This window comes from Corynebacterium sp. KPL2895 (genome assembly GCF_040225815.1).
Lineage (GTDB): Bacteria > Actinomycetota > Actinomycetes > Mycobacteriales > Mycobacteriaceae > Corynebacterium > Corynebacterium rhinophilum.
Genome location: NZ_JBEHFY010000004.1, coordinates 67,082 through 87,978, shown reverse-complemented (window position 1 = coordinate 87,978; position 20,897 = coordinate 67,082). Strand labels below are relative to the sequence as shown.

At 60.4% G+C, this 20,897-nt stretch carries 16 protein-coding genes; 3 read left to right on the top strand and 13 right to left on the bottom strand.

Translation table 11 applies throughout. The annotated features are described in order from the left end of the window. Positions 1–199: 199 nt before the first annotated feature. From purL to purS, 3 genes are read right to left on the bottom strand one after another with little or no spacing between them, the layout of a single operon-like run. On the bottom strand, positions 200–2,509 hold the full coding sequence (purL, locus tag ABRP95_RS02840; RefSeq protein ID WP_349838924.1) for a phosphoribosylformylglycinamidine synthase subunit PurL: 2,310 nt from the start codon (positions 2,507–2,509) through the stop codon (positions 200–202). A gap of 13 nt (positions 2,510–2,522) precedes the next feature. Continuing rightward, the gene (gene purQ, locus ABRP95_RS02835; protein WP_023029203.1) at positions 2,523–3,206 is read right to left on the bottom strand and encodes a phosphoribosylformylglycinamidine synthase subunit PurQ; all 684 of its coding nucleotides are present in this window, start codon (positions 3,204–3,206) and stop codon (positions 2,523–2,525) included. Further along, positions 3,207–3,449: a phosphoribosylformylglycinamidine synthase subunit PurS gene (gene purS, locus ABRP95_RS02830; protein WP_005279580.1), complete on the bottom strand. Its 243-nt coding sequence runs from the start codon at positions 3,447–3,449 to the stop codon at positions 3,207–3,209. It lies immediately after the preceding gene. A gap of 279 nt (positions 3,450–3,728) precedes the next feature. On the opposite strand from purS, the gene ABRP95_RS02825 reads away from it, so the two are divergent. Continuing rightward, positions 3,729–6,467, top strand: coding sequence for an ExeM/NucH family extracellular endonuclease (locus ABRP95_RS02825; RefSeq protein WP_349838934.1), 2,739 nt, complete (start codon positions 3,729–3,731; stop codon positions 6,465–6,467). Here ABRP95_RS02825 and ABRP95_RS02820 read toward each other — a convergent pair. The 7 genes from ABRP95_RS02820 to purD all read right to left on the bottom strand — a co-directional run bounded on the left by ABRP95_RS02820 (position 6,448) and on the right by purD (position 14,313). Beyond that, entirely contained in the window at positions 6,448–7,113 is a 666-nt protein-coding gene (locus ABRP95_RS02820; RefSeq protein ID WP_284796545.1) for a PIN domain-containing protein, read from the bottom strand. The genes ABRP95_RS02825 and ABRP95_RS02820 overlap by 20 nt on opposite strands. Beyond that, positions 7,110–7,559, bottom strand: a complete 450-nt coding sequence (locus tag ABRP95_RS02815) for an excisionase family DNA-binding protein (protein ID WP_284770360.1) — start codon at positions 7,557–7,559, stop codon at positions 7,110–7,112. Before ABRP95_RS02815 ends, ABRP95_RS02820 begins: the two co-directional genes overlap by 4 nt. Before the next feature lie 92 nt (positions 7,560–7,651). Then, positions 7,652–8,335, bottom strand: coding sequence for a DUF2334 domain-containing protein (locus ABRP95_RS02810; RefSeq protein WP_005279578.1), 684 nt, complete (start codon positions 8,333–8,335; stop codon positions 7,652–7,654). An 89-nt stretch (positions 8,336–8,424) separates the two neighbouring features. Beyond that, the gene (locus ABRP95_RS02805; RefSeq protein WP_284770358.1) at positions 8,425–10,548 is read right to left on the bottom strand and encodes a S9 family peptidase; all 2,124 of its coding nucleotides are present in this window, start codon (positions 10,546–10,548) and stop codon (positions 8,425–8,427) included. A 63-nt stretch (positions 10,549–10,611) separates the two neighbouring features. Continuing rightward, a complete protein-coding gene (locus ABRP95_RS02800) occupies positions 10,612–11,502 on the bottom strand; it encodes a phosphoribosylaminoimidazolesuccinocarboxamide synthase (RefSeq protein WP_284782684.1) in 891 nt (296 codons plus the stop codon). Positions 11,503–11,565: 63 nt separating this feature from the next. Then, entirely contained in the window at positions 11,566–13,005 is a 1,440-nt protein-coding gene (gene purB / locus ABRP95_RS02795) for an adenylosuccinate lyase (protein WP_005279575.1), read from the bottom strand. 33 nt (positions 13,006–13,038) lie between these two features. After that, the gene (gene purD, locus ABRP95_RS02790) at positions 13,039–14,313 is read right to left on the bottom strand and encodes a phosphoribosylamine--glycine ligase (protein WP_349838923.1); all 1,275 of its coding nucleotides are present in this window, start codon (positions 14,311–14,313) and stop codon (positions 13,039–13,041) included. 34 nt (positions 14,314–14,347) lie between these two features. Between purD and ABRP95_RS02785 the strand changes: the two genes are divergently transcribed. Further along, a complete protein-coding gene (locus ABRP95_RS02785; RefSeq protein WP_023017943.1) occupies positions 14,348–14,776 on the top strand; it encodes an HIT family protein in 429 nt (142 codons plus the stop codon). Here the strand turns inward: ABRP95_RS02785 and ABRP95_RS02780 are convergent. The 3 genes from ABRP95_RS02780 to ABRP95_RS02770 all read right to left on the bottom strand — a co-directional run bounded on the left by ABRP95_RS02780 (position 14,773) and on the right by ABRP95_RS02770 (position 18,978). Further along, the gene (locus tag ABRP95_RS02780; protein WP_349838922.1) at positions 14,773–16,299 is read right to left on the bottom strand and encodes a sensor histidine kinase; all 1,527 of its coding nucleotides are present in this window, start codon (positions 16,297–16,299) and stop codon (positions 14,773–14,775) included. The genes ABRP95_RS02785 and ABRP95_RS02780 overlap by 4 nt on opposite strands. Positions 16,300–16,313: 14 nt before the next feature. After that, complete coding sequence (locus tag ABRP95_RS02775; protein ID WP_005279568.1) at positions 16,314–17,018, bottom strand: response regulator transcription factor; 705 nt, start codon at positions 17,016–17,018, stop codon at positions 16,314–16,316. A gap of 214 nt (positions 17,019–17,232) precedes the next feature. Then, the gene (locus ABRP95_RS02770; protein ID WP_023029543.1) at positions 17,233–18,978 is read right to left on the bottom strand and encodes a pyruvate dehydrogenase; all 1,746 of its coding nucleotides are present in this window, start codon (positions 18,976–18,978) and stop codon (positions 17,233–17,235) included. A gap of 159 nt (positions 18,979–19,137) precedes the next feature. On the opposite strand from ABRP95_RS02770, the gene ABRP95_RS02765 reads away from it, so the two are divergent. After that, entirely contained in the window at positions 19,138–20,652 is a 1,515-nt protein-coding gene (locus tag ABRP95_RS02765) for an MFS transporter (RefSeq protein ID WP_349838921.1), read from the top strand. Positions 20,653–20,897: the final 245 nt, after the last annotated feature.

Sequence of the window (20,897 nt, the reverse complement as noted above, 5' to 3'; positions counted from 1 at the left end):
CCGCAGCACTGTTGTTGCGGGCGCGGAGGCTTGATGGCGGGAATGCGCGCTCATGGGACTCCTAATATAAAAATTACGATTCGAGACAGAGAGAAAGGGCGATGCTCATTGGGCAGCGACCCCGACCATCGAAGATAGTCTAAATGCTCCTCAAGCCCGGCCAAAGCCGGGCTTGAGCTAAGCGGTGACAGGGGCTGGCTTACTCCACAACGGAGTTAGCGCCCACGGCGTGACCGAAGAGGTCAGGCAAAGTAGCAGACCATGCCTCAACCAACTGAGAGATGGCCACGGATTCGCCACCCAAGGTAAGCGCACCAGTTTCGGTGGTCTCACCCACGATGGCTGCTGGGATGCCAAGCTCAGCGGCACGGGCGAGCACCTTATCGGCGCGGTCAGCGGTGGTGGCCACGAGCGCGCGGGAAGCGGACTCGGAGAAGGCCGCGGTGAAGGCGTCCTCGTGCAAGGCGGTGAGATCGAGGTCGAGGCCGAGGCCGGCGGCATCGGCAGGCGCACCGGCACGCTTGGCCATCTCAAAGGCGGCAACGGCCAGGCCGCCCTCGGAGACATCGTGCGCGGCGGTGAGCAAATCGTTGCCGTCGAAGAAATCCGCGAGGCGCTTCTCATTGGCCATGTCCACCTGCGGCGGCAAGCCGTTGAGGTTGTCCTTATCGGCGCCCTCGGCGCTCACCAGCTGCCAAATGGAACCGCCAAACTCATCCTTGGTCTCACCCAAGGCGATGAGGACTTCCTTCTCATTGACGGTGCCCAAGTTATTGCCAATGGCTTGGTGCACATCGTCGATAACGCCGAGCACGCCCACGACAGGGGTGGGCAGGATGGGCTCGGAGCCGGTCTGGTTGTAGAAGGAGACGTTGCCGCCGGAGACGGGGATGGAGAGTTCAACGGCGGCATCGGCAAGCCCATGCACGGATTCGCGGAACTGCCACATCACGTCCGGGTTTTCCGGCGAACCGTAGTTCAAGCAGTTGGTAATCGCAACGGGCTTCGCGCCGGTAACCGCGACGTTGCGGTAGGCCTCCGCCAAGGCCAGGCGCGCGCCCATGTTCGGATCCAGCTTGGTGTAGCGGCCGGAAGCATCGGCGGAAACGGCGACACCGCGGCCGGTCTCCTCATCAATGCGCAGCACACCCGCGTCCGCGTGGTGGGACTGGACGGTATTGCCACGCACGTAGCGGTCATACTGATTCATGATGAAATCGCGCGAGCACAACGAAGGCGAGGAAATGAGCTTCTGCAGGGATTCCACCAGGCCGCGCTTGTCCGTGCCCTGGTATTTCTGCAGCTCATCCTGCCACTCGGGGCGGGCGTAGGGGCGCTCGTAGACGGGTGCTTCATCCGCGATGGTGCCAGCCGGCGCATCGACGACGACCTCACCCTGGTGGCGGATGACCAAGTGGTCACCTTCAGTAACCTCACCGATTTCGGCGCAGGTGACCTCCCAGTGCTCGCAGATTTCGCGGAACTTCTCCACGTTTTCCGGCGCCACGACGGCGCACATGCGCTCCTGGGACTCGGAGGCAAGGATTTCCGCTGCGGTCATGTTTTCCGCGCGCAGCGGTACCGCATCGAGGTTGACCTCCATGCCGCCATCGCCGGAAGCTGCCAGCTCAGAGGTGGCACAGGCCAGGCCAGCGCCGCCCAAGTCCTGGATGCCCACCACAACGCCGGCGTGGTAGAGGTCCAGGCAGCATTCGATGAGCACCTTTTCCGCGAAGGGGTCGCCCACCTGCACGGCCGGCAGCTTCCGCTCCGCGCCGTCCTCAAAGGTATCGGAGGCCAGCACGGATACGCCGCCGATGCCATCCAGGCCGGTGCGGGAGCCAAAGAGCATGACCTTATTACCCTTGCCGGAGGCGAAGGCGAGTTTCAGGTCATCGACCTTGAGCGTACCCACACACAGGGCGTTGACCAGCGGGTTACCGGCATAGGTTTCATCAAAGACGGTCTCGCCGCCAATATTGGGCAGGCCCAAGGAGTTGCCGTAGCCGCCCACGCCAGAGACGACGCCGGGTAGCACGCGCTTGGTATCGGGGGCATCGGCAGGCCCAAAGCGCAGCTGATCCATCACGGCGATGGGGCGCGCCCCCATGGCCATGATGTCGCGGACGATGCCGCCCACGCCGGTCGCCGCGCCCTGGTAGGGCTCCACATAGGAGGGGTGGTTGTGCGATTCCACGCGGAAGGTCACCGCGTTGCCATCGCCGATGTCCACCACGCCGGCGTTTTCACCAATGCCGGCGAGGATCTTCTCCCCCATCTCCTCCGTCATGGTCTCACCAAAGTAGCGCAGGTGCGTCTTGGAAGACTTATAGGAGCAGTGCTCGGACCACATCACGGAGTACATGGTCAGCTCCGCGTCGGTGGGGCGCCGGCCCAGAATATCGTGGATGCGCTGGTATTCGTCATCCTTTAGGCCAAGCTCAACGTACGGCTGCTTTTCATCCGGGGTAGACTGCGCCTTGTCTACGGTGTCATTAGAAACGGTCATGTAGGTGGCCTCCTTAAACCGCCGGCGCTTCCGCGACGGCCTTGATGGCGGATACGAATAGTCCCAATCCGTCGGTGGATGGGCCGGTCAGCGGGTCAATGGCGTGCTCTGGGTGCGGCATGAGGCCCACGATGCGGCCGGACTCATCGCTTACCCCAGCAATGCCATTGATGGAGCCGTTGTAATTATCGGTATAGCGAAAGACCACGCGGCCTTCGCCCTCGATACGGGCGATATCGTCATCGCCTGCCTGGAAGCGGCCCTCGCCGTGCTTGGCGGGCACTAAAATCTTTTGGCCTTTTTCAAACTCGCTGGTCCAGGCCGTGGTGGAGTGCTCCACCTCCAGGTAAGTATCGGTGCAATGAAAATGCAGGCCCTTATTCCGGGTCAATGCGCCCGGCAAGAGGCCTGCTTCAGTCAAGATTTGGAAACCATTGCAAATGCCGAGTACCGGCATTCCTGCCTTAGCGCGGTCGATAACGCTGCGCATGACGGGGGCGAGCGCCGAGATAGCACCCGAGCGCAGATAGTCACCATAGGAAAAACCGCCCGGCACGACTACCGCGTCCACGCCGCGCAGATCAGCATCCGCGTGCCAGAGGTTAATGACCTCGGCGCCGGCGGTGCGGGCTGCGCGGGCGGCATCCACATCATCCAGGGTGCCGGGGAAGGTGATTACTCCGATTTTTGCGGTCACTTACTTGACCTCCAGCTGCGTAACCTCGTAGTCCTCGATGACGGTATTAGCCAGCAGCGTTTCTGCTACCTTATCCAGTTCCTCTGCGGTAACGGAATCATCTACCTCGAGTTCGAAGCGCTTTCCTTGGCGCACATCGCTGACACCGGATACTCCGATGCGACCCAATGCGCGGACGACAGCTTGGCCCTGCGGATCCAGAATTTCCGCCTTGGGCATGACATTGACAACTACACGAGCCATGAAATTTTTGCCTTACTGTATGGGGCTTAGGTCTGCCCGATTCAGTGTAGTCATACCCCCGCCCAATCCCTAGATATACCCCCACTGCAGGGTTTTCACCCCGGTAAAGCAAACTCCGCGTAAATTACCACCAACAGGAAAACGAATTTTGCGCGGCACCCAGGTTTCACAGCCTGCTCGCGCGAAACCCGCCCAAAGCGGTCCCGGGTACACCGATTGTTCAGCGAGTAAAAATAAAAGGCGTCCATGACAACTTTCTCTATGATTAAGGTGACTTCTATGGCTCTTCGCCGCCTTGGCAGGGTAGCCCTCGCTGCCGGTTTCTCCACCCTCTCCCTATCCGTCGCGGTTCCTACCGCCTTGGCCGCCCCGGATAATTCCACCGCGGTCATCTCTGAGGTCTACGGCGGTGGCGGAAACAAGGGCGCGAGCTTTTCCAATGATTTCATCGAGCTTTATAACCCCACCGATGCCGCGATCGATCTCACCGGCTGGTCCGTGGAGTACTTTGCCTCCAACGGCAATAGCGGCGGCAAGATCACCCTGTCCGGCACCATCGCTCCCCACGGTTACTACCTAGTACAGGCTGCCGCCGGCAATGGCCAGGCCCAGGCTCTTCCCGCCCCGGATGCAGAGGGCAAGGTCAATATGTCCGGCACGAAGGGCTCGGTGCAGCTTGCCGATGCCACCGGTAATACCATTGACCTCATAGGTTACGGTGCCGCCTCCAAGTCTGAAAGAGCTGCCACCGGCGCGCTGTCCAATGACACCTCCGCTTCCCGCAACGCGGCGGGCACCGATACCGATGACAACTCCGCGGACTTCACCGTCGGTAGGCCAAATCCCACCAATTCCGGCAACGAGTCCCCCTCCCCGCAGTCAGGCGGATCGGGTGACTCGGGCAGCTCCGATGATTCCGAGAACCTTCCCGCGCCCGAGGGCATTACCCCGATCGCTGAAATCCAAGGCACCGGCGATGCCTCCCCGCTCGAGGGCAAGAACGTTGCTACCCAGGGCGTTGTCACCGGCGTGTGGAGCGAGGGCGGCCTGAACGGCTTTACCATTCAGACCGGCGGCACCGGCAAAGAAGCCACCGATACCTCCCAGGCGCTTTTTGTCCACATGGGCAAAAAGGGCGCCGATAAATACCCCAGCATCGGCGATTCCGTAGAGGTCACCGGCCAGGTATCCGAGTACTTCGGCGCCACCCAGGTCAGCGCTTCTTCCCTCAAGCAGCTCGATACCGCATTGGAAGCGGTCACCCCGCTCGCGGTGGACGAGCTCCCCCAAGGCGACGGCGCCCGCGAGCCCTTTGAGCACATGCTCATCCAACCCGGCACGCACACCGTGACCAATAACTACTCGCTCAACCAGTACGGCGAGGTCGGCCTCGCCCCGGGCGAGGAAGCCTTCCGCCAGCCTTCCGATGTCCATTCCCCTTCCACCGACCCTGATTCCGAGCTGCACAAACTGGCCAAGGATAACGCTGAAAAGCTCGTTACCTTGGATGATGGCCGCACCCGCGATTATTTAAGGACCGATAAGGACACCCCGCTGCCCTATATCGCCCAAGATGGCGGCAAGACCATCAAGTCCCTGCGCACCACCGATACCATCGAATTCCAGCACCCGGTCATCGTGGGCTACTCCCACGAGCAGTGGCGCTTCCAGCCCACCGAACCGGTCACCGGTGAGACCGCCGGTGCCGATCTCCCCATCTCCTGGGAAGAATCCCGCGATGCGGAGCTGCACGCCGTCGATGATGTCAAGGGTGAATACACCATCGGTGCCTTTAACGTGCTGAATTACTTCACCTCCCTGGGCGAGGAATTCGGCGGCAGCGCCTATACCGACCGCGCGGGCAACAAGGTCACCGTCAACCGTGGCAAGACCCGCGGTGCCTATACCGAATCCGCCTTAAAGGACCAAGAGCGCAAGATCGTCGCCGCCATCAATGGCCTGGATGCCGATGTCATTGGCCTTTCCGAAATCGAAGATGGCTACGCCGTCACCGGGGACTTTAACCAGCGCGATAAGGCGTTGAAGCGCCTGACCGAAAAACTCAACGAGGCCGCGGGCTCAGAAAAGTGGGCCTTCGTTCCCTCCCCTTCCAAGGATCAGGTTCCTGAGCGCCCCGATGTCATCCGCACCGCGTTTATCTATCACAAGGACGTGGTCAAGCCCGTAGGCGAATCCCGCATCTTCCAGGATTCGCGCTTTTCCGGCACCGCCCGTGAGCCGCTGGCCCAGGAATTCCAGCCGCTCACTAGCGATGACGAGTCCTTCGTCGCCGTGGCCAACCACTTCAAGTCCAAGGGCTCGGTGGCCAAGGGCGATGAAGATTCCGGCGATGGCCAGGGCAATAACCCCAACGTCCGCAACGCCCAGGCACAGGCCGTGCTCGATGCCCTGCACAAGCAGGACGATTGGAAGGATAAGCCGCTTTTCGCCCTGGGTGATTTCAATGCCTACACCCACGAAACCGCACTCGATGTCTTCCGCAACGATGGCTTCACCGTGCCTGCGGAAAAGTACGGCGCCGATACCTCTTACCAGTTCGGAGGCCTGCTCGGCACCTTGGACCATGTCCTGGCCAATGAGGTTGCTTCGGGCGCGCTTGCCGATGCCCAAGTGTGGAACATCAACGCCGACGAACCCGTCGCCTTTGAGTACTCCCGCCGCAACTACAACGCCGTGGATTTCTACGACGACTCCCCCTTCCGAGCCTCTGACCACGACCCCGTCAAGGTCGGTTTTACCCTGGGCGAGGATGAATCCACCGTTGCCCCGGGCGGCGACGACCAGGGCAACGATGACAACACCGATGGTCCAGGCTTCGGGTTCGGCTCTAGCTCCTGGGGCACCGGCGCCATTATCGGCTTTGCCATCCTGGCCGGCCTTCTCGCCATCCCCGGCTTCATGGCGGCCACCGGCAACCTACAAAAGATCATCCCCGCTGGAATCTGGGGCATGCTCCCGCAGCAGGCGAAGGACTTCATTAACGGCCTGAATAAGTAATAATTAAATCCCAGTTCAAAGCCCTTTCTTTATGAAGGACAAGAACTGGGATTTTACTTTTGTAGGCTATCTCCTTGAAACAGATTCTTAGCCTAACGGCGAAGTAGCTCGGCAGCCTCAGGTGCTCCAGCCTTTGCCAGTGAATTAAGCACATCATTGATGGTTCTTGGCGGATTCTTAAGGGCCGCGGTTGCGTAGGTGATTGCTTGGTGCACCCGCGGGGCGTAGAGATCGATTTGATTACACAAAACTCATCCGCTGATTGAGCTTCAATGTCGAACGGCATCAGGGCAGTCTTGGGAAAATCGCGCTTATTCTCAGTGACAATAACTTGTGCACCGCACCGAATCGCTGCAGCCAAGACATGCCGATCATCGCGGTCTGGCAGAGAAAGGGATTCAATCAAATCCTCATACCCGGTAACGAGGCAATCATCTACAGCCTGGCACATCAAAGTCCTAGTTCTAGCTAATTTTGTCGGATCAAGGTCCGGACGATTGCTTTTCAAGTTACGGAAGACTTCATCGAGTATCTTATCCGTCCAGCGGGCACGAAAATAGCCACTTCCCGCTAGCCGGACCAGGATATCGCGAAGCGTACTGGGATAAAGTACGTTCGCGTCATAGACCACCGTAAAACCACTCACTCGTACAAGCCCATCTCATCAGAAAGTACTGCGAGCTCATCTGCCGCAGCGCGCTGTTCAAGATCTCTATGACGCTTAAACTCCTGCACGCTGGAGGCATACAGGCGGCGGTGGGTGCCAACTTTATGCCCCTTCAGGATTCCTTCGTCCATGAGCTTGATGACATGCGGCCGAGAGACATTCAGGAGGTCTGCAGCCTGTTGCGTAGTCAGTTCCGCGTTCATGGGGATTACATTTACTGTCTGCCCAGCGGCCGTGTTTACAAGGATTTCACGAAGTAATTCAGCGACATCGCGTGATAACCGAATAGGTTCATCTGATCCTGGAGTTACTATATCGATTTCTCCGTGTTCGGGGCCACTAGCGAGCGTACGGTTAAGCTTTTGAAGGGCATCGCGCGCTGTGGCCTTGGCGCGGTCAATGCTTTTTTCTTGCGGGTTCGTCATAACCTACACATTAGCCCCTAAACGAAATAAACGAAAGGGGTAATTTGCTATACCTAGTTCTAGAGCTCGAAAACTCTATAGGCCCCGTGGATCTAACGCGGCAGGTAAATGCTGTAATCTGCGGGAGTAGCGCCCGCATCGAGGGCGCGGCGGGCTGCCTTGACAAAGTCCTTAATGACCTTGCGGTCATCCAGGTTGCGGGCGGAGATGGAAAGGCGCACGGTATTGCCGCGCTGGGCGGAGCGCTCTGCCGCGCGGATGATGTTCTTGCGCCACCACTTGGCAGAACCAAAGCCCTCACCAAAAGAAAGGTTGCGGGCTTGGTGGAATTTCCCGGTGGGTACCTCCAGGATGCCGCGGGTAGAAGCCGCCGCCTCAAAGGGGAATTTGGGCAGGACCTGCAATGTTCCAGGAGACATGCGCCAGCGCGGGGGCGCAAAGATGGTGGGTTCGAAACCAATTTGCGCCATCTGCCGGGTCGCACCGGCTAGGCGCAGCTTCGCCTCGTGAGAATTGAGGTTGGCAAACTCCGCGCGGCGGCCTTGGACTGCTTGGTCAAAGCCATTGAGGATAAGCGGACGGCCAGCGGCCGCCTGATCCTTGAGCCACTGTTGGGTGTCCTTGTCCTTGGCCAGGTGCCAATTGCCATCGATATGCGGGGCGATGAGCAGGGAGACGGGAATTTCCTCCCGGTCCAGAACCGACAGGAAGCTTGTAGCCTGCTTCCGAGTGTCCTCAAAAATACTGGAGATAGAAACCAGAAGGTGGCTAGTCATAGCTCAAATTATCGCACAGTACCGCCAGATCCGCGCGCTGGCCAGAACGCTGGCCAGGGTGCCGGCCAGCGCGCGACTTCGGTGTGCGGTTACTCCGTCAGGCCGGTGGCCTTATTGATGGTCCAGGCGTATTCGAAGGCGTTTTGGCGCCACTTATCGTAGCGGCCAGATACGCCACCGTGCCCGGCGGCCATTTCCGTCTTGAGCAGGAATTCGCCGCCGGTGGCCGTAGCGCGCAGCTGCGCAATCCACTTTGCCGGTTCCACGTACAGCACGCGGGTATCGTTCAGTGAGGTGATAGCCAAGATATCCGGATAGTCCTTGGCCTCGACATTCTCGTAGGGCGAGTAGGACTTCATGTAGTCGTAGTACTCAGGATCGTGGTACGGATCGCCCCACTCTTCCCACTCGGGAACGGTAAGGGGAAGCTCCGGCATGAGCATCGAGGTCAGCGGATCCACGAAGGGGACGACGGCTTGGATGGCGGTAAAGCGGTCAGGTGCCATATTCGCCACGGCGCCCATGAGCATGCCGCCGGCGGACCCGCCTTCAGCCACCATCTGGTCCGGGGTGGTCACGCGGCGCTCGATGAGGTCATCTGCCACAGCGATGAAATCGGTGAAGGTATTTTTCTTCTGCAGCATCTTGCCATCGTCGTACCACTTACGGCCCATCTCGCCGCCGCCGCGCACGTGGGCAACCGCATAAATCATGCCGCGGTCCATGAGCGATAGCCGGGTCGCGGAGAAGTACGGATCCATGCTGGCCTCGTAGGAGCCGTAGCCATACAACAGCGTCGGGTTGGGCTTGGTGCGGTCTAAGTCGGAACGGTGCACCACGGAGACTGGGATCTTGGTGCCATCGCTGGCAGTCGACCAGATGCGGTAGGCCACGTAATCATCCGGATCATAGCCACCGGGGACTTCTTGTTCCTTCAGTAGCGTGTACTCGCCGGTATCCACGCGGTAATCGAAAAGCTGCGCGGGCTGAATATAAGACACGTAGTTCACGCGCACTACCGGCGCATCCCATTCCGGGTTACCGGCCACGGCGACGGTAAAGAGTTCCTCGTTGAAATTGAGTTCTTCGAATTCTCCGAAGTCATCGCCAACGTGCATGATGGCGGCGCGGCCGATGCCACCGCGGCGGTAGCCCACCACCATGTGGTCACGGTAGGTATCCACGCCCTCGATGCGGGTGGTGTCATCGTGTGCTAGAAGCTCCGGCAGATCGCGCAGAGCGGGAAGTTCCGCATCCACTTTGGCATAGCCCACTGCGAAGTTCGGGCCGGTGGCGTTGTGGGTGACAATCCAGTAGTCCTCGCCGCCCACCACGGCATGGTCTACGTCGTAGTCCACACCGGTCTCGCGCTGCCACAGCGGGCGGAATTCGCCTTCGGGGTTCTCCGTATCCAATACCCAGGCTTCCGAGGTAATCTTCGACCCCACCCCGATGAAGAGGTACTTATCGGAGCGGGCACTGCCGATGCCCACGTTAAAGTGCTCATCTTCCTCGTGGAAGACGCGCACATCCGCGGACTGCTCGGTGCCTACCTTATGGCGCCACACCGCATCCGGGCGCCAGGCATCATCCACCGTAGAGTAGAAGATATAGCCATCGCCCGCCCAGGTAGCGCCGTAGAAAATTCCGGTGAGGTGATCTTCTAGAAGCTCTCCCGTTTCGAGGTCCTTAAGGGACAGCTCAAAGCGCTCGTCGCCGGCAAAGTCCACGGAATAGGCCAGGTAGCGGCCAGAATCTGAGATGGAGGCCGCACCAAGGGCGAAGAAATCCTTGCCCTCTGCCAAGGCATTGGCGTCCAAGATAATCTCTTCGCCCTCTGGGCTGCCTTCTTCTGGAATCACCGGCGCGGTCCAGGGATCGCTGCCTTCTTCTACCGGGATGCGGCAGGAATAGCCGTAGTTCTTCCCCTCTTCGGAGCGGCCGTAGTACCAGTACTTACCGCGGCGGGCTGGCACGGACATATCGGTTTGTTTAATGCGGGATTTAATCTCTTGGAAGATATTTTCCGTCATCGCATCCAAGTGCCCGGTATGCGCCTCGGTGTAATCATTTTCGGCGTTGAGGTAATCCAGGGTTTCCTGCGATTGCTTATCGCGCATCCACTCGTAATTATCCACGAATTCGCGGCCGTGAAATTCGCGTTTTACGGGGTGGACTGGGGCTACCGGTGCGGTCGTCTTTTCATCGCTCATGCCCTACTACTGTACGCGTCACCGCCGGTTCCCTAGCGGCGGGCAACAGCCGCAGGCAACCAGCTAACGCGGCGCAAGGAAGTCCGCGAAGCGCTCACCCGATAGCTTTTCGTAGGCCTCGATATAGCGCAGACGGGTGGCGGAAACGACGTCATCGGGAAGCGCGGGCGGGGTGGTCTCAGAGGACTTATCCCAGCCGGAGGCATCAGAAGTCAGCCAATCGCGCACGTACTGCTTATCAAAGGAGGGCTGTACCTCGCCTTCCACGTAAGAATCTGCGGGCCAGTAGCGGGAGGAATCGGGGGTGAGGACTTCATCGGCAAGCACGAGCGTGCCATCTGCATCGAGGCCGAACTCGAATTTGGTATCGGCCAAGATAATGCCCTTCTCCTCCGCCAATTGGGCGGCCTTCGCATAAATGCGCAAGGTAGCCGCGCGCAGTTCCTCGGCGCACTCGCGGCCGAGCTTGTCTGCCACGTGTTCGAAAGACACATTCTCATCGTGATCGCCCTGCTCAGCCTTGGTGGCCGGAGTGAAAATGGGCTCGGGCAGGCGGGAGGCCTCCACCAAGCCGGCGGGCAGCTCGATGCCGCACACGGTGCCGTCTGCCTGGTATTCCTTTAAGCCGGAGCCGGTGAGGAAACCGCGCGCCACGCACTCGAAGGGCAGCATGTCTAGCTTCTTGACCACCATGGCGCGACCCAAGCACTCTTCCGGAATGCGCTCATCATCGAGCGGTCCGGCGAGGTGGTTGGGAAAATCGATGGCATCGAAGAAGAACTTCGAGGTGGCCGTGAGAACCCGGCCCTTGTCCGGGATGGCCGGTTCCAAGGCAAAGTCGTAGGCGGAGATGCGGTCAGAGACCACCATCAGCAGGGTGGTGTCATCCACATCGTAAATATCGCGGACCTTGCCGGAGGCTACATGGGTATAAGAAGAAAGCTCAGGACGCATGGTCCTCATCATAACGCGCGGGTGTGCGCGGGCGTGCGAGGGCATGTAAGCCCGCGCACAACGCTAAAGAATCTCGCCCGGCGTATAGGCAGCGGCCTTGGGGTGCTCACCCACGAGGGCCTTGATGCGGTGCAGGACTTGAGAGACCTGGGATTCAGCGGCGCCGATGAAGGCGTGCTTATCCTCGAGGACCCTTTCGAGCTCGGCCTCGTCCATGGGCAGGCGGTCATCTGCGGCAAGGCGCTGGACCAGGTCTTGGTTGCCACCGTTTTCGCGCATATTCAGCGCCACGGCCACGGCGTTTTCCTTGATGACCTCGTGGGCGGTCTCGCGGCCCACCCCGGCGCGCACCGCGGCCATGAGGATGCGGGTGGTGGCGAGGAAGGGCAGGTAGCGCTCCAGCTCGCGGTCGATCATGGCCGGGAAGGCACCGAATTCATCGAGCACGGTGAGGAAGGTTTCGAATTGGCCGTCGATGGCAAAGAAGGCATCGGGAAGCGCCACGCGTCGCACCACCGAGCAGGAGACATCGCCCTCGTTCCACTGGCTGCCGGCGAGGTCTGCGGCCATGGTGAGGTAGCCGCGCAGGATGACCTGCAGGCCGGTCACGCGTTCGCAGGAGCGGGCGTTCATCTTGTGCGGCATGGCGGACGAGCCGACCTGGCCTTCCTTGAAGCCCTCGGTGACGGTCTCGTTGCCGGCCATCAGGCGGATGGTGGTGGCCAGCGATGCCGGGGCGGTTCCCAGGGAGACGAGGCAGGAGATGGCATCGAAATCCAGCGAGCGCGGGTACACCTGGCCCACGGAGTTGAAGATGCGGCGAAAGCCCAGGTAATCCGCAATATTGGTCTCTAGGGAGGCGAGCTTATCTTCGGAACCGCCCATGAGATCGAGCATGTCCTGCGAGGTACCCATGGGGCCCTTGATGCCGCGCAGCGGGTAGTGCGAAAGCAGGTCTTCCACGCGTTCGATGGCCAGCAGCATTTCATCGCCGGCGGTGGCAAAGCGCTTGCCCAGCGTGGTGGCCTGTGCGGCCACGTTGTGTGAGCGCCCAGCCATGACTAGGGATTGGTACTCGGCGGCGTGACGGCCGATGCGCGAGACCACGGCGATGGCCTTATCCCGGATAATTTCCAGCGAGGTGTGGATCTGCAACTGCTCCACGTTCTCGGTGAGATCGCGGCTGGTCATGCCCTTGTGGATGTGCTCGTAGCCGGCCAGCGCATTGAATTCTTCGATGCGGGCCTTCACATCGTGGCGGGTGACGCGCTCGCGCTCAGCAATGGATTCGAGGTTTACGTCCTCGATAACGGCCTCATACGCGCTAATGGCCTTGGCGGGGATGTCCACGCCCAGGTTCTTCTGGGCGTGCATCACGGCGATCCATAGCTTGCGCTCGAGGATGATTTTATGCTCCGCGCTCCAGATATTGGCAAGCTCTGCGGAAGCATAACGGGAGGACAGGACGTTGGGGATATTCTTCTTCTCAGCCACGTGGCTTATTATTCCATGCCTGCCCTCCCCCGTGGCTACTTGCTAGATAGAAATTTCCCCGGCTGCTGCGCGCTTGCCGATGTCCCTCCGGACAAACCCGCCCGCAAACTCAATGCCCTGGGCGGTGGCGTAGGCATTCTCGCGCGCGGCGTCTAGCGTTTCGCCCTTGCCCAGCACGTTGAGCACGCGGCCACCATTGCTCTGGAATACTCCATTGGAGCGTTTCGTGCCGGCGTGCAGCACGCGCTCTGGATCCTCGAGGCCCTCGCCCGTGATGGCATCGCCCTTGCGGGGCGAGGCGGGGTATCCTTCGGCGGCCATGACCACGGTGATGGCATAGCCGTCTTCCCACTGCAGCGGCTCAAGTTCTGCCAGGGTGCCGGTGGCGGTGGCGTTGAGCGCTTGCGCCAGCGGGGACTTTAGGAGTGAGAGCACCGCTTGGGTCTCTGGGTCACCAAAGCGGCAGTTAAATTCCACCACTGCCGGGCCCTCGTCGCCCCAGGCCAGCCCGGCATAGAGCAGGCCGGAATAGGGGGTGCCGCGGCGCACCATTTCCTTGGCAACCGGGGTGCATACCTCGTCCACGATGCGCTGCACGTCGTCCTTGCCCAGCCACGGCAGCGGTGTGTACGCGCCCATGCCGCCGGTATTGGGGCCCTCGTCATTATCGTAGGCGCGCTTATGGTCCTGGGCGGGCAACAGCGGCACGACGGTTTCGCCATCGACAAGGCAAAACAGCGATACCTCGGGGCCGGCGAGGAACGATTCCAGCAGCACCGGGTTGCCGGCCCCTAAGACCGCATCCACATGGGCGCGGGCATCGGCGCGCTCGCCGGTGACCACGACGCCCTTGCCACCTGCCAGGCCATCGTCTTTGACCACGAACTGCGGCCCGAAATTATCGAGCACGGCCTCAATATCGTCCTCGCTAGCCCCTGGGCGCAGCTGCTGCGCGCGGGCCGTCTTGACCCCAGCGGCCTCCATGACTTCCTTGGCAAAGGCCTTGGAGCCTTCAATCTGGGCGGCGTCCTTATTCGGCCCGAAGACGGCGATGCCTTCTGCGCGCAGCGCATCCGACACACCGGCAACCAGCGGTACCTCGGGGCCGATGACCACGAGCTCAGCATTGATCTCGCGGGCCAGTTCCACCATGCGTTCTGGGCTATCTACCTGGGAGTATTCCGGGTGCAGGGTAGCCAGCGGCGCCATGGCCGCGCTGCCCGGCGCGACGTGGATCTCCGCAGCCTGTGGATCAGCGTGTAGTCCTTTTACGAGGGCGTGTTCACGGCCGCCCGAACCAATTACGAGAATGCGCATGCCCACCATCATAGCTGGGGGTAGCCTGGCAGCTATGGCTTCTGTATTTAGCAAAATCATCACTGGTGACCTACCCGCCCGCTTTGTCTACCGCGATAAGACTTGCGTGGCTTTCTTATCCATCGAGCCGCTGCGCTACGGCCACACCCTGGTCGTGCCCGTCGAGGAAGTAGATAAGTGGACCGACCTGGATCCACAGACCTGGACGCACCTGAACGAGGTGGCCCTAGAAATCGGTGAGGCCATCAAGAACGCGTACGATACCCCGCGCACCGGCTACGTCATCGCCGGCTTCGATGTGCCGCACACCCACATCCACCTCTTCCCCACCGAGAAGATGGAAGAATACGACTTTGCCAAGGCCTATGCCGCCGAGGACACCGATGATGCCGCCATGGATGAGGCGGCCGCGCGCATCCGCCAGCACCTGGGCACCAACGAGGACGGCTACCGCGAGGACTAATCCTCCGGTTCCTCCAGCGCGGGCAGGCGCACCGTAAAGGTGGTGCCCTGGCCCATCTTGGAGTCCACGCTGATGCTGCCGCCGTGCTGTTCCACTAGGGAATGCACAATGGCAAGGCCCAAGCCGGATCCGCCGGTATCGCGCGTGCGCGAGGAATCCGCGCGGTAGAAGCGCTCGAAGATGTGGGCGGCGTCCTCAGACGACATTCCCTTGCCGTCATCGATGACGTCTACCAGGATGTCCTTGTTGTCGCGGCGCAGCTGCAGGGTGACCGTGGCATCCTCGCCGCCGTGGCGCAGGCCATTGGAAATCAGGTTGAGCAGCACCTGGTGGAGTCGGTCTGCATCGCCATTGACCACGGGGATGGACTGCGCATTATTAACCACCTTGACCTCGCGCTCGGGGAAGGCGGCTCGCGCGGACGATCCCACCGAAAGGGAAAGCTCCAAAAGGTCCACCGGCCGCAGGTCCAGGCGCGTTCCTTCCGCGCGGGTCAGCGCCAGCAGGTCCTCTACCAGCAGCGACATGCGCTTGGATTCCTTATCGATCTTGGAAAAGACCAGATCGACATCGTTTGTCGCCCCAGAGCGGTAGAGCTCCGTGTAACCGCGCAGGCTGGTCAGCGGGGTGCGCAGCTCGTGGGAGGCATCGCCGACAAAGCGGCGCATCTGTTCCTCTTTTTCTTGCGCCGTCACGACGGAGCGTTGCAGGTGGCCCAGCATGATATTAAGCGCGGCGGCCAATTGGCCGACCTCTGTATGCAACGGCCATTCGGGCACGCGCTTGTCCAGGTCGCCTGCCGCGATTTCCGATGCCGTCGATTCCACCACCCGCAGCGGCCGCAACGCCCTGCGGATGAACCAGAAGCCCACGCCAGCCATGGCCGCCAAGGCGATCGCTGCAATGGATACCTGCACCATGGCTAGGCCGTGCAGGATTTCCTTTTCATGGGTCATGTCCTTGGCAATGACGGTGATAACGCCATTGGAATCCGCAAAGGCCAGTGCGCGCCACTTGGTGTTATTTTCAATCGAGCCCACCGTCGTGGGGTACCCGCCCAAGGGAACACCCTCCACGTCCGGGGTGGTGGACGTGGGCCCCGAATAGCGAATCGTGCCATCCGGAAGGTAATTGAGCACGACGTATTCCGTGGGCGGGCGCTTGGTGTGATCACCTAGGAAGAAGTCATTGCCCACATCGCGGGCCCAAGAGGACGACGCCGAGCGCAATTCGCTATCGACGTTGTTATAGAGCACGTTCCGCATGATCGAGTTCACGGCAAAGGACGATCCCGTTAGCCCGAGGCCGGAGATAACCACGAGGAGAACCACAAGCCAGGTGCGAAGCGGCATCGCCTGCGGAATCTGCTTGATGTAGTCGCGCTTGGAGCGCTTCTTTTTTCCCTGCCCCTGCTGCGGCAGCTGATCCAGCTGCTCATGCCACTTCTTGGGCGGCTGCTGGGTTTGCTGGGGCCTAGCCTGCGCGGGCCTGCCAGCAGCGGGGTTCTCCTGTGAATCTGCCATTATAAAAAGTCAGTTTAGGATCGCGGGGTGCGCAGCACATAGCCAACGCCGCGCACGGTGTGGATAAGCTGCGTATCGCCGGTATCGATCTTGCGACGCAGGTAAGAAATATAGGATTCCACGACGTTGCCATCGCCGCCGAAGTCGTAGTGCCAAACGTTGTCCAGGATCTTGGACTTTGACAACACCACTTCCTTGTTTTGCATGAGATAGCGCAGGAGGTTGAACTCCGTGGGGGAAAGCTCGATGAGCTCGCCGCCCTTGGTGACCTCATGAGTATCGTCATTCAAGGTCAGATCGGCATAGCTCATGGTGGCGTCGTTAGAGGACTCCTCGGCGGCACCGCCGCGGCGCATGATCACGCGCAGGCGGGTAATGACCTCTTCGAGGCTAAAGGGCTTGGTAACGTAATCGTCCGCGCCGATGGTCAGGCCGTGGATGCGCTGATCCACGCCGTCCTTGGCGGTCAGGTACAGCACCGGGCCATCTAGGCCTTCCTGGCGCAGCTTGCCCAAGAGCTCAAAACCATCCATGCCCGGCATCATGACGTCCAAAATATAGGCGTCCGGATTGACCTCGCGCGCCACGCGCAGGGCCTCATTGCCCGAGTTAGCGCTGTAGACCTCAAAATTTTGGAACTTCAACGATACCGTTAAAAGCTCCACGATATTCGGCTCGTCATCAACGACGAGGACTTTGGCAAGTTTATTGTCTTCCATGCGTCCTGTAGCTCCTATTACTTCCTATCATCTGCACACCTGCGTGCGTGCAAGCTTCACTAAGCCATCATGGCAAACCCAGTTTCTAGCCTACTGATAAGTTTCTGATTGAAACCTGTGAAAGCAAAAAGCCACGCTCCCCCTTTCCAACCGTGGAAAGAAAACCTCGGTGGAAAAAGGAAGCGTGGCTAGCGCGCTATTGGGCAGTTATATCTTAGAAGTCCTGCGGGCGCGGGATATTGCGCAGGTTGGACTTGGCCATGGACAACATGGAGCCCACGCCGCCGCCGAAGACGGTGCGGGTAGCGGCCTTGGAGAAGCCCAGGAGCTGGTCGAAGGTCAGCGTCGGTGGCAGGGACAGGGCGTTGGGGTCGGTGACGACATCGATAAGCGCAGGGCCGTTATAAGCCAAGGCCTTCTTGATCTGCTTCGGAGCCTGCTTCGGATCCTCGATGCGGAAGGTCTTGATGCCGGCGGCTTCTGCGATCTTGGAAAAGTCCACGGACTCGTGGTCGGTCTCGTGCTCCGGGATGCCGCCCACCAGCATCTCCAGCTTGACCATGCCCAGCGAGGAGTTATTGAATACGAACATCTTGACCGGCAGCTGGTGCAGCTTGACCGTCAGCAGCTCGCCCATGAGCATTGAAAGCCCGCCGTCGCCAGAGAAAGTAATGACCTGGCGGCCAGGATTAGCCTGCTGCGCGCCGATGGCCTGCGGTAGGGCGTTTGCCATGGTGCCGTGGCGGAAGGAACCGATCTGCTCGCGCTTGCCATTCGGGGTGATGTAGCGCGCGCCCCAGACGTTGCACATGCCCGTATCGACGGTGAAGATGGCGTCATCGTCGGCCTCTTGGTCAATGAGATCCGCGATGTACTCAGGGTGGATCGGGGTGTGCTTTTCCACGTTGGAGGTATAGGCTTCCACGACGTGCTCCAGCTTGTCGTAGTGCTTCTTCAGCATCTTATCCAAGAAGGAGCGGTCCTTCTTCTCCTCCACGTGCGGCAGGATGTTCTCGATGGTGGCGGCAACGTCGCCGGTCACGGGGTAGGAGATCTTCGTGCGGCGGCCGATGTGGGAGCCGTTGATATCGACCTGCGCCACGTTGCCCTTAGGCAGGAAGTCGTTATACGGGAAGTCCGTGCCCAAGAGGATCAGCAGGTCCGCCTCGTGGGTGGCCTCGTGCGCGGCGCCGTAGCCGAGCAATCCAGACATGCCCACGTCAAACGGGTTATCGTACTGGATGTACATCTTGCCGCCGAGCGCGTGGCCAATGGGGGCCTTGACCTTTTCTGCCAGCTGCAGCACCTGCTCGCGGGCATTTTTCGCGCCGGCACCCACGAAGAACGCGACGGACTCGGCCTCATTGATGGCCTGGGTCAGCGCTGCGGCCTCGGCCGGGTCCGGGTAGACCACGGGGCGGCCGGTGGAGATCTTGGATTCTACGAAGGTGTCATCGTCCACCTCTTCGGTAGAAACGTCGCCAGGGATAACCAGCACGGAGACGCCATTGCCGGCCATGGTGGACTGGATGGCGTGGTGGAGTACTACCCCGCCCTGGTCGCCGGACATGACCATTTCGCAGTAGCCGGAGCACTCCTGGAAGATCTGCTCCGGGTGGGTTTCCTGGAAGAAGTGGGAGCCAATCTGGCGGGAAGGAATGTGCGATGCCAGGGCCAGCACCTTGGCGCCATTGCGGTTGGCGTCATAAAGGCCCTGGATGAGGTGAGTATTGCCCGGACCACAGGAGGCCGCACACACGGCCAGCTTGCCGGTGGTCAGCGAGTCTGCCTCTGCGGCAAAGGCCGCGGCTTCCTCATTGCGCACGTGGATCCATTCAATGGAGGAGCGGCGCACCGCGTCCACGATCGGGTTGAGGGAGTCTCCCACGAGGCCATAAATGTGCTCGACGCCCTGCTTTTCTAGCGTCTCAACAAGTTGTTCTGCGTAATTACGTGCCATTAAACATCATCCTTAACTCTTTAACTGTTCTAGTACCACTGTGCTACTAAACGTGCAGGAAAGTCCAGCAATTCCTACATACTCACACCACCCGCCTACTTGTGAGGAAGGCAATACTAACCTGAAATATCACAGGCGTATTCGCTACGGTTCCTAGCGATGAGCATCGAGTCACCTGATACTGCCACTAAGCCCCCGCACCACGCGGCCGCGGCGTCCTCTACCCCGGCGCAGCGGTGGTCCTTCTTTGCCGTGGTGTCCTTGGGGCTGCTCATGGTGGGCCTGGATAATTCCATCCTTTATACGGCGCTGCCGCAGCTCACACAGCAGCTGCACGCCACTGACATGCAGCAATTGTGGATCATCAACGCCTATACGCTGGTTCTATCGGGCTTGCTCCTTGGCACCGGCACCTTGGGCGATCGCATTGGCCACCGCCTGATGTTCCTCATTGGCCTGGCCACCTTCGGCACCGCCTCCCTCGTGGCGGCTTATTCGCCGAATGCCTGGTTGCTCATTGCCGGCCGCGCCTTGTTGGGCCTGGGTGCTGCCATCATGCTGCCTTCCACCCTGGCGCTTATCCGCCTGACCTTTCCCAACGAGGTCGAGCGCAATAAAGCCATCGGTATCTGGAGTTCCGTCGCCGTCGTGGGCGCTGCCGCAGGGCCCACCGTGGGCGGATTCCTCTTAGAGCATTTCTGGTGGGGCTCGGTGTTTTTGATCAACGTGCCCATCGTGGCCCTCGCCATTATTCTTACCTTCCTCCTTGGCCCGCCGAACCTGCCGAACCCGCACAAGCACTGGGATTTCCCGTCCTCGTTCTACGCGCTTATTACCTTGTCCAGCCTGGTCCTGGCCATTAAGACGGCGGCGGCCACCCAGATCAATGTCGCGCTGCTAGTCTGTTCCATTGCCGCTTTCTTACTCGGCGCCGCAGCCTTTGCCCACCAGCAAACCCGACTTAGTGATCCGCTTTTGACCTTTGACATCTTCTACTCGCCCACCTTTACCGGCGGCGTGCTCACCGCCGGTGGCGCCATGTTTGGCCTTACGGGGCTTGAACTGGTTACTACCCAAAAGCTGCAGCTTGTCGATGCCCTCTCACCCCTCGATGCCGGCCTTTTCATCTCCGCCATGGCGGTTGCGGCCATCCCCACCGCCATTGTGGGCGGCAGCGTCTTGCACCGCGTGGGCTTTTTGCCCATTATCAGCGGCGGTTTCCTCAGCATGGGCATCGGCATGCTGGGCATCATCTGGGCCGACCGCGCCGATAACCTCGCGGTCTTTATTACCGGCCTCATCCTCACCGGCTTAGGCGCCGGCTCCTCGATGTCCGTTTCTTCCACCGCCATCATCAATGCCGCCCCCTCCCACCGCGCGGGCATGGCCTCTGGCGTGGAAGCCGTCTCCTACGAATTCGGCACGCTGCTCTCCATCGCCATTACCGGCTCCCTCGTGCCACTACTGATGACGCACAAGCTTCCCGATGCCCTCGCCCCGCAAGGCACCGACGCCCTCCTATCGCCCGCCACGCACGACACCGCCGCGGCGGCGTATGATTCCGCGTATTTCCTCACCGTCGGCGGGCTTGCCTGCCTGGCCCTAGTCTTCGCAGCACTGACCGCCTGGTGCTTCCGCGACAACCCGAAGTCCGGGGCGCTGTCAGCGCACTAATATTGCTTCGCTAGCCGTTCTATCCGTCCCCAACACGCTACGACTGGGTGCCTTCCGCTAGGTCCCGCTGGAAAAACACGGCACTGACTCTCCCGGTATGCTGCACGCAACTTAGGAATCCCGCTAGTAGGAACCAGTGATTCATAGCTCACACTCGACTACGCAATAACCCAAAATTAGAGAGGTCGGTCATCCCATAAGGAGCAGTAGCCGCAGACTTACCATCGGTGCCTAAAATACGAAGA

Coding starts and splice junctions, on each gene's coding strand:
- ABRP95_RS02815 (WP_284770360.1), bottom strand. CDS start 7,559: ATGACGAACCCGCAAGAAAAAAGCATTGACCGCGCCAAGGCCACAGCG.
- ABRP95_RS02770 (WP_023029543.1), bottom strand. CDS start 18,978: ATGGCACGTAATTACGCAGAACAACTTGTTGAGACGCTAGAAAAGCAG.
- ABRP95_RS02775 (WP_005279568.1), bottom strand. CDS start 17,018: ATGGAAGACAATAAACTTGCCAAAGTCCTCGTCGTTGATGACGAGCCG.
- purD (WP_349838923.1), bottom strand. CDS start 14,313: ATGCGCATTCTCGTAATTGGTTCGGGCGGCCGTGAACACGCCCTCGTA.
- purL (WP_349838924.1), bottom strand. CDS start 2,509: ATGACCGTTTCTAATGACACCGTAGACAAGGCGCAGTCTACCCCGGAT.
- ABRP95_RS02780 (WP_349838922.1), bottom strand. CDS start 16,299: ATGGCAGATTCACAGGAGAACCCCGCTGCTGGCAGGCCCGCGCAGGCT.
- ABRP95_RS02785 (WP_023017943.1), top strand. CDS start 14,348: ATGGCTTCTGTATTTAGCAAAATCATCACTGGTGACCTACCCGCCCGC.
- ABRP95_RS02810 (WP_005279578.1), bottom strand. CDS start 8,335: ATGACTAGCCACCTTCTGGTTTCTATCTCCAGTATTTTTGAGGACACT.
- ABRP95_RS02800 (WP_284782684.1), bottom strand. CDS start 11,502: ATGCGTCCTGAGCTTTCTTCTTATACCCATGTAGCCTCCGGCAAGGTC.
- ABRP95_RS02765 (WP_349838921.1), top strand. CDS start 19,138: ATGAGCATCGAGTCACCTGATACTGCCACTAAGCCCCCGCACCACGCG.
- purS (WP_005279580.1), bottom strand. CDS start 3,449: ATGGCTCGTGTAGTTGTCAATGTCATGCCCAAGGCGGAAATTCTGGAT.
- ABRP95_RS02825 (WP_349838934.1), top strand. CDS start 3,729: ATGGCTCTTCGCCGCCTTGGCAGGGTAGCCCTCGCTGCCGGTTTCTCC.
- ABRP95_RS02805 (WP_284770358.1), bottom strand. CDS start 10,548: ATGAGCGATGAAAAGACGACCGCACCGGTAGCCCCAGTCCACCCCGTA.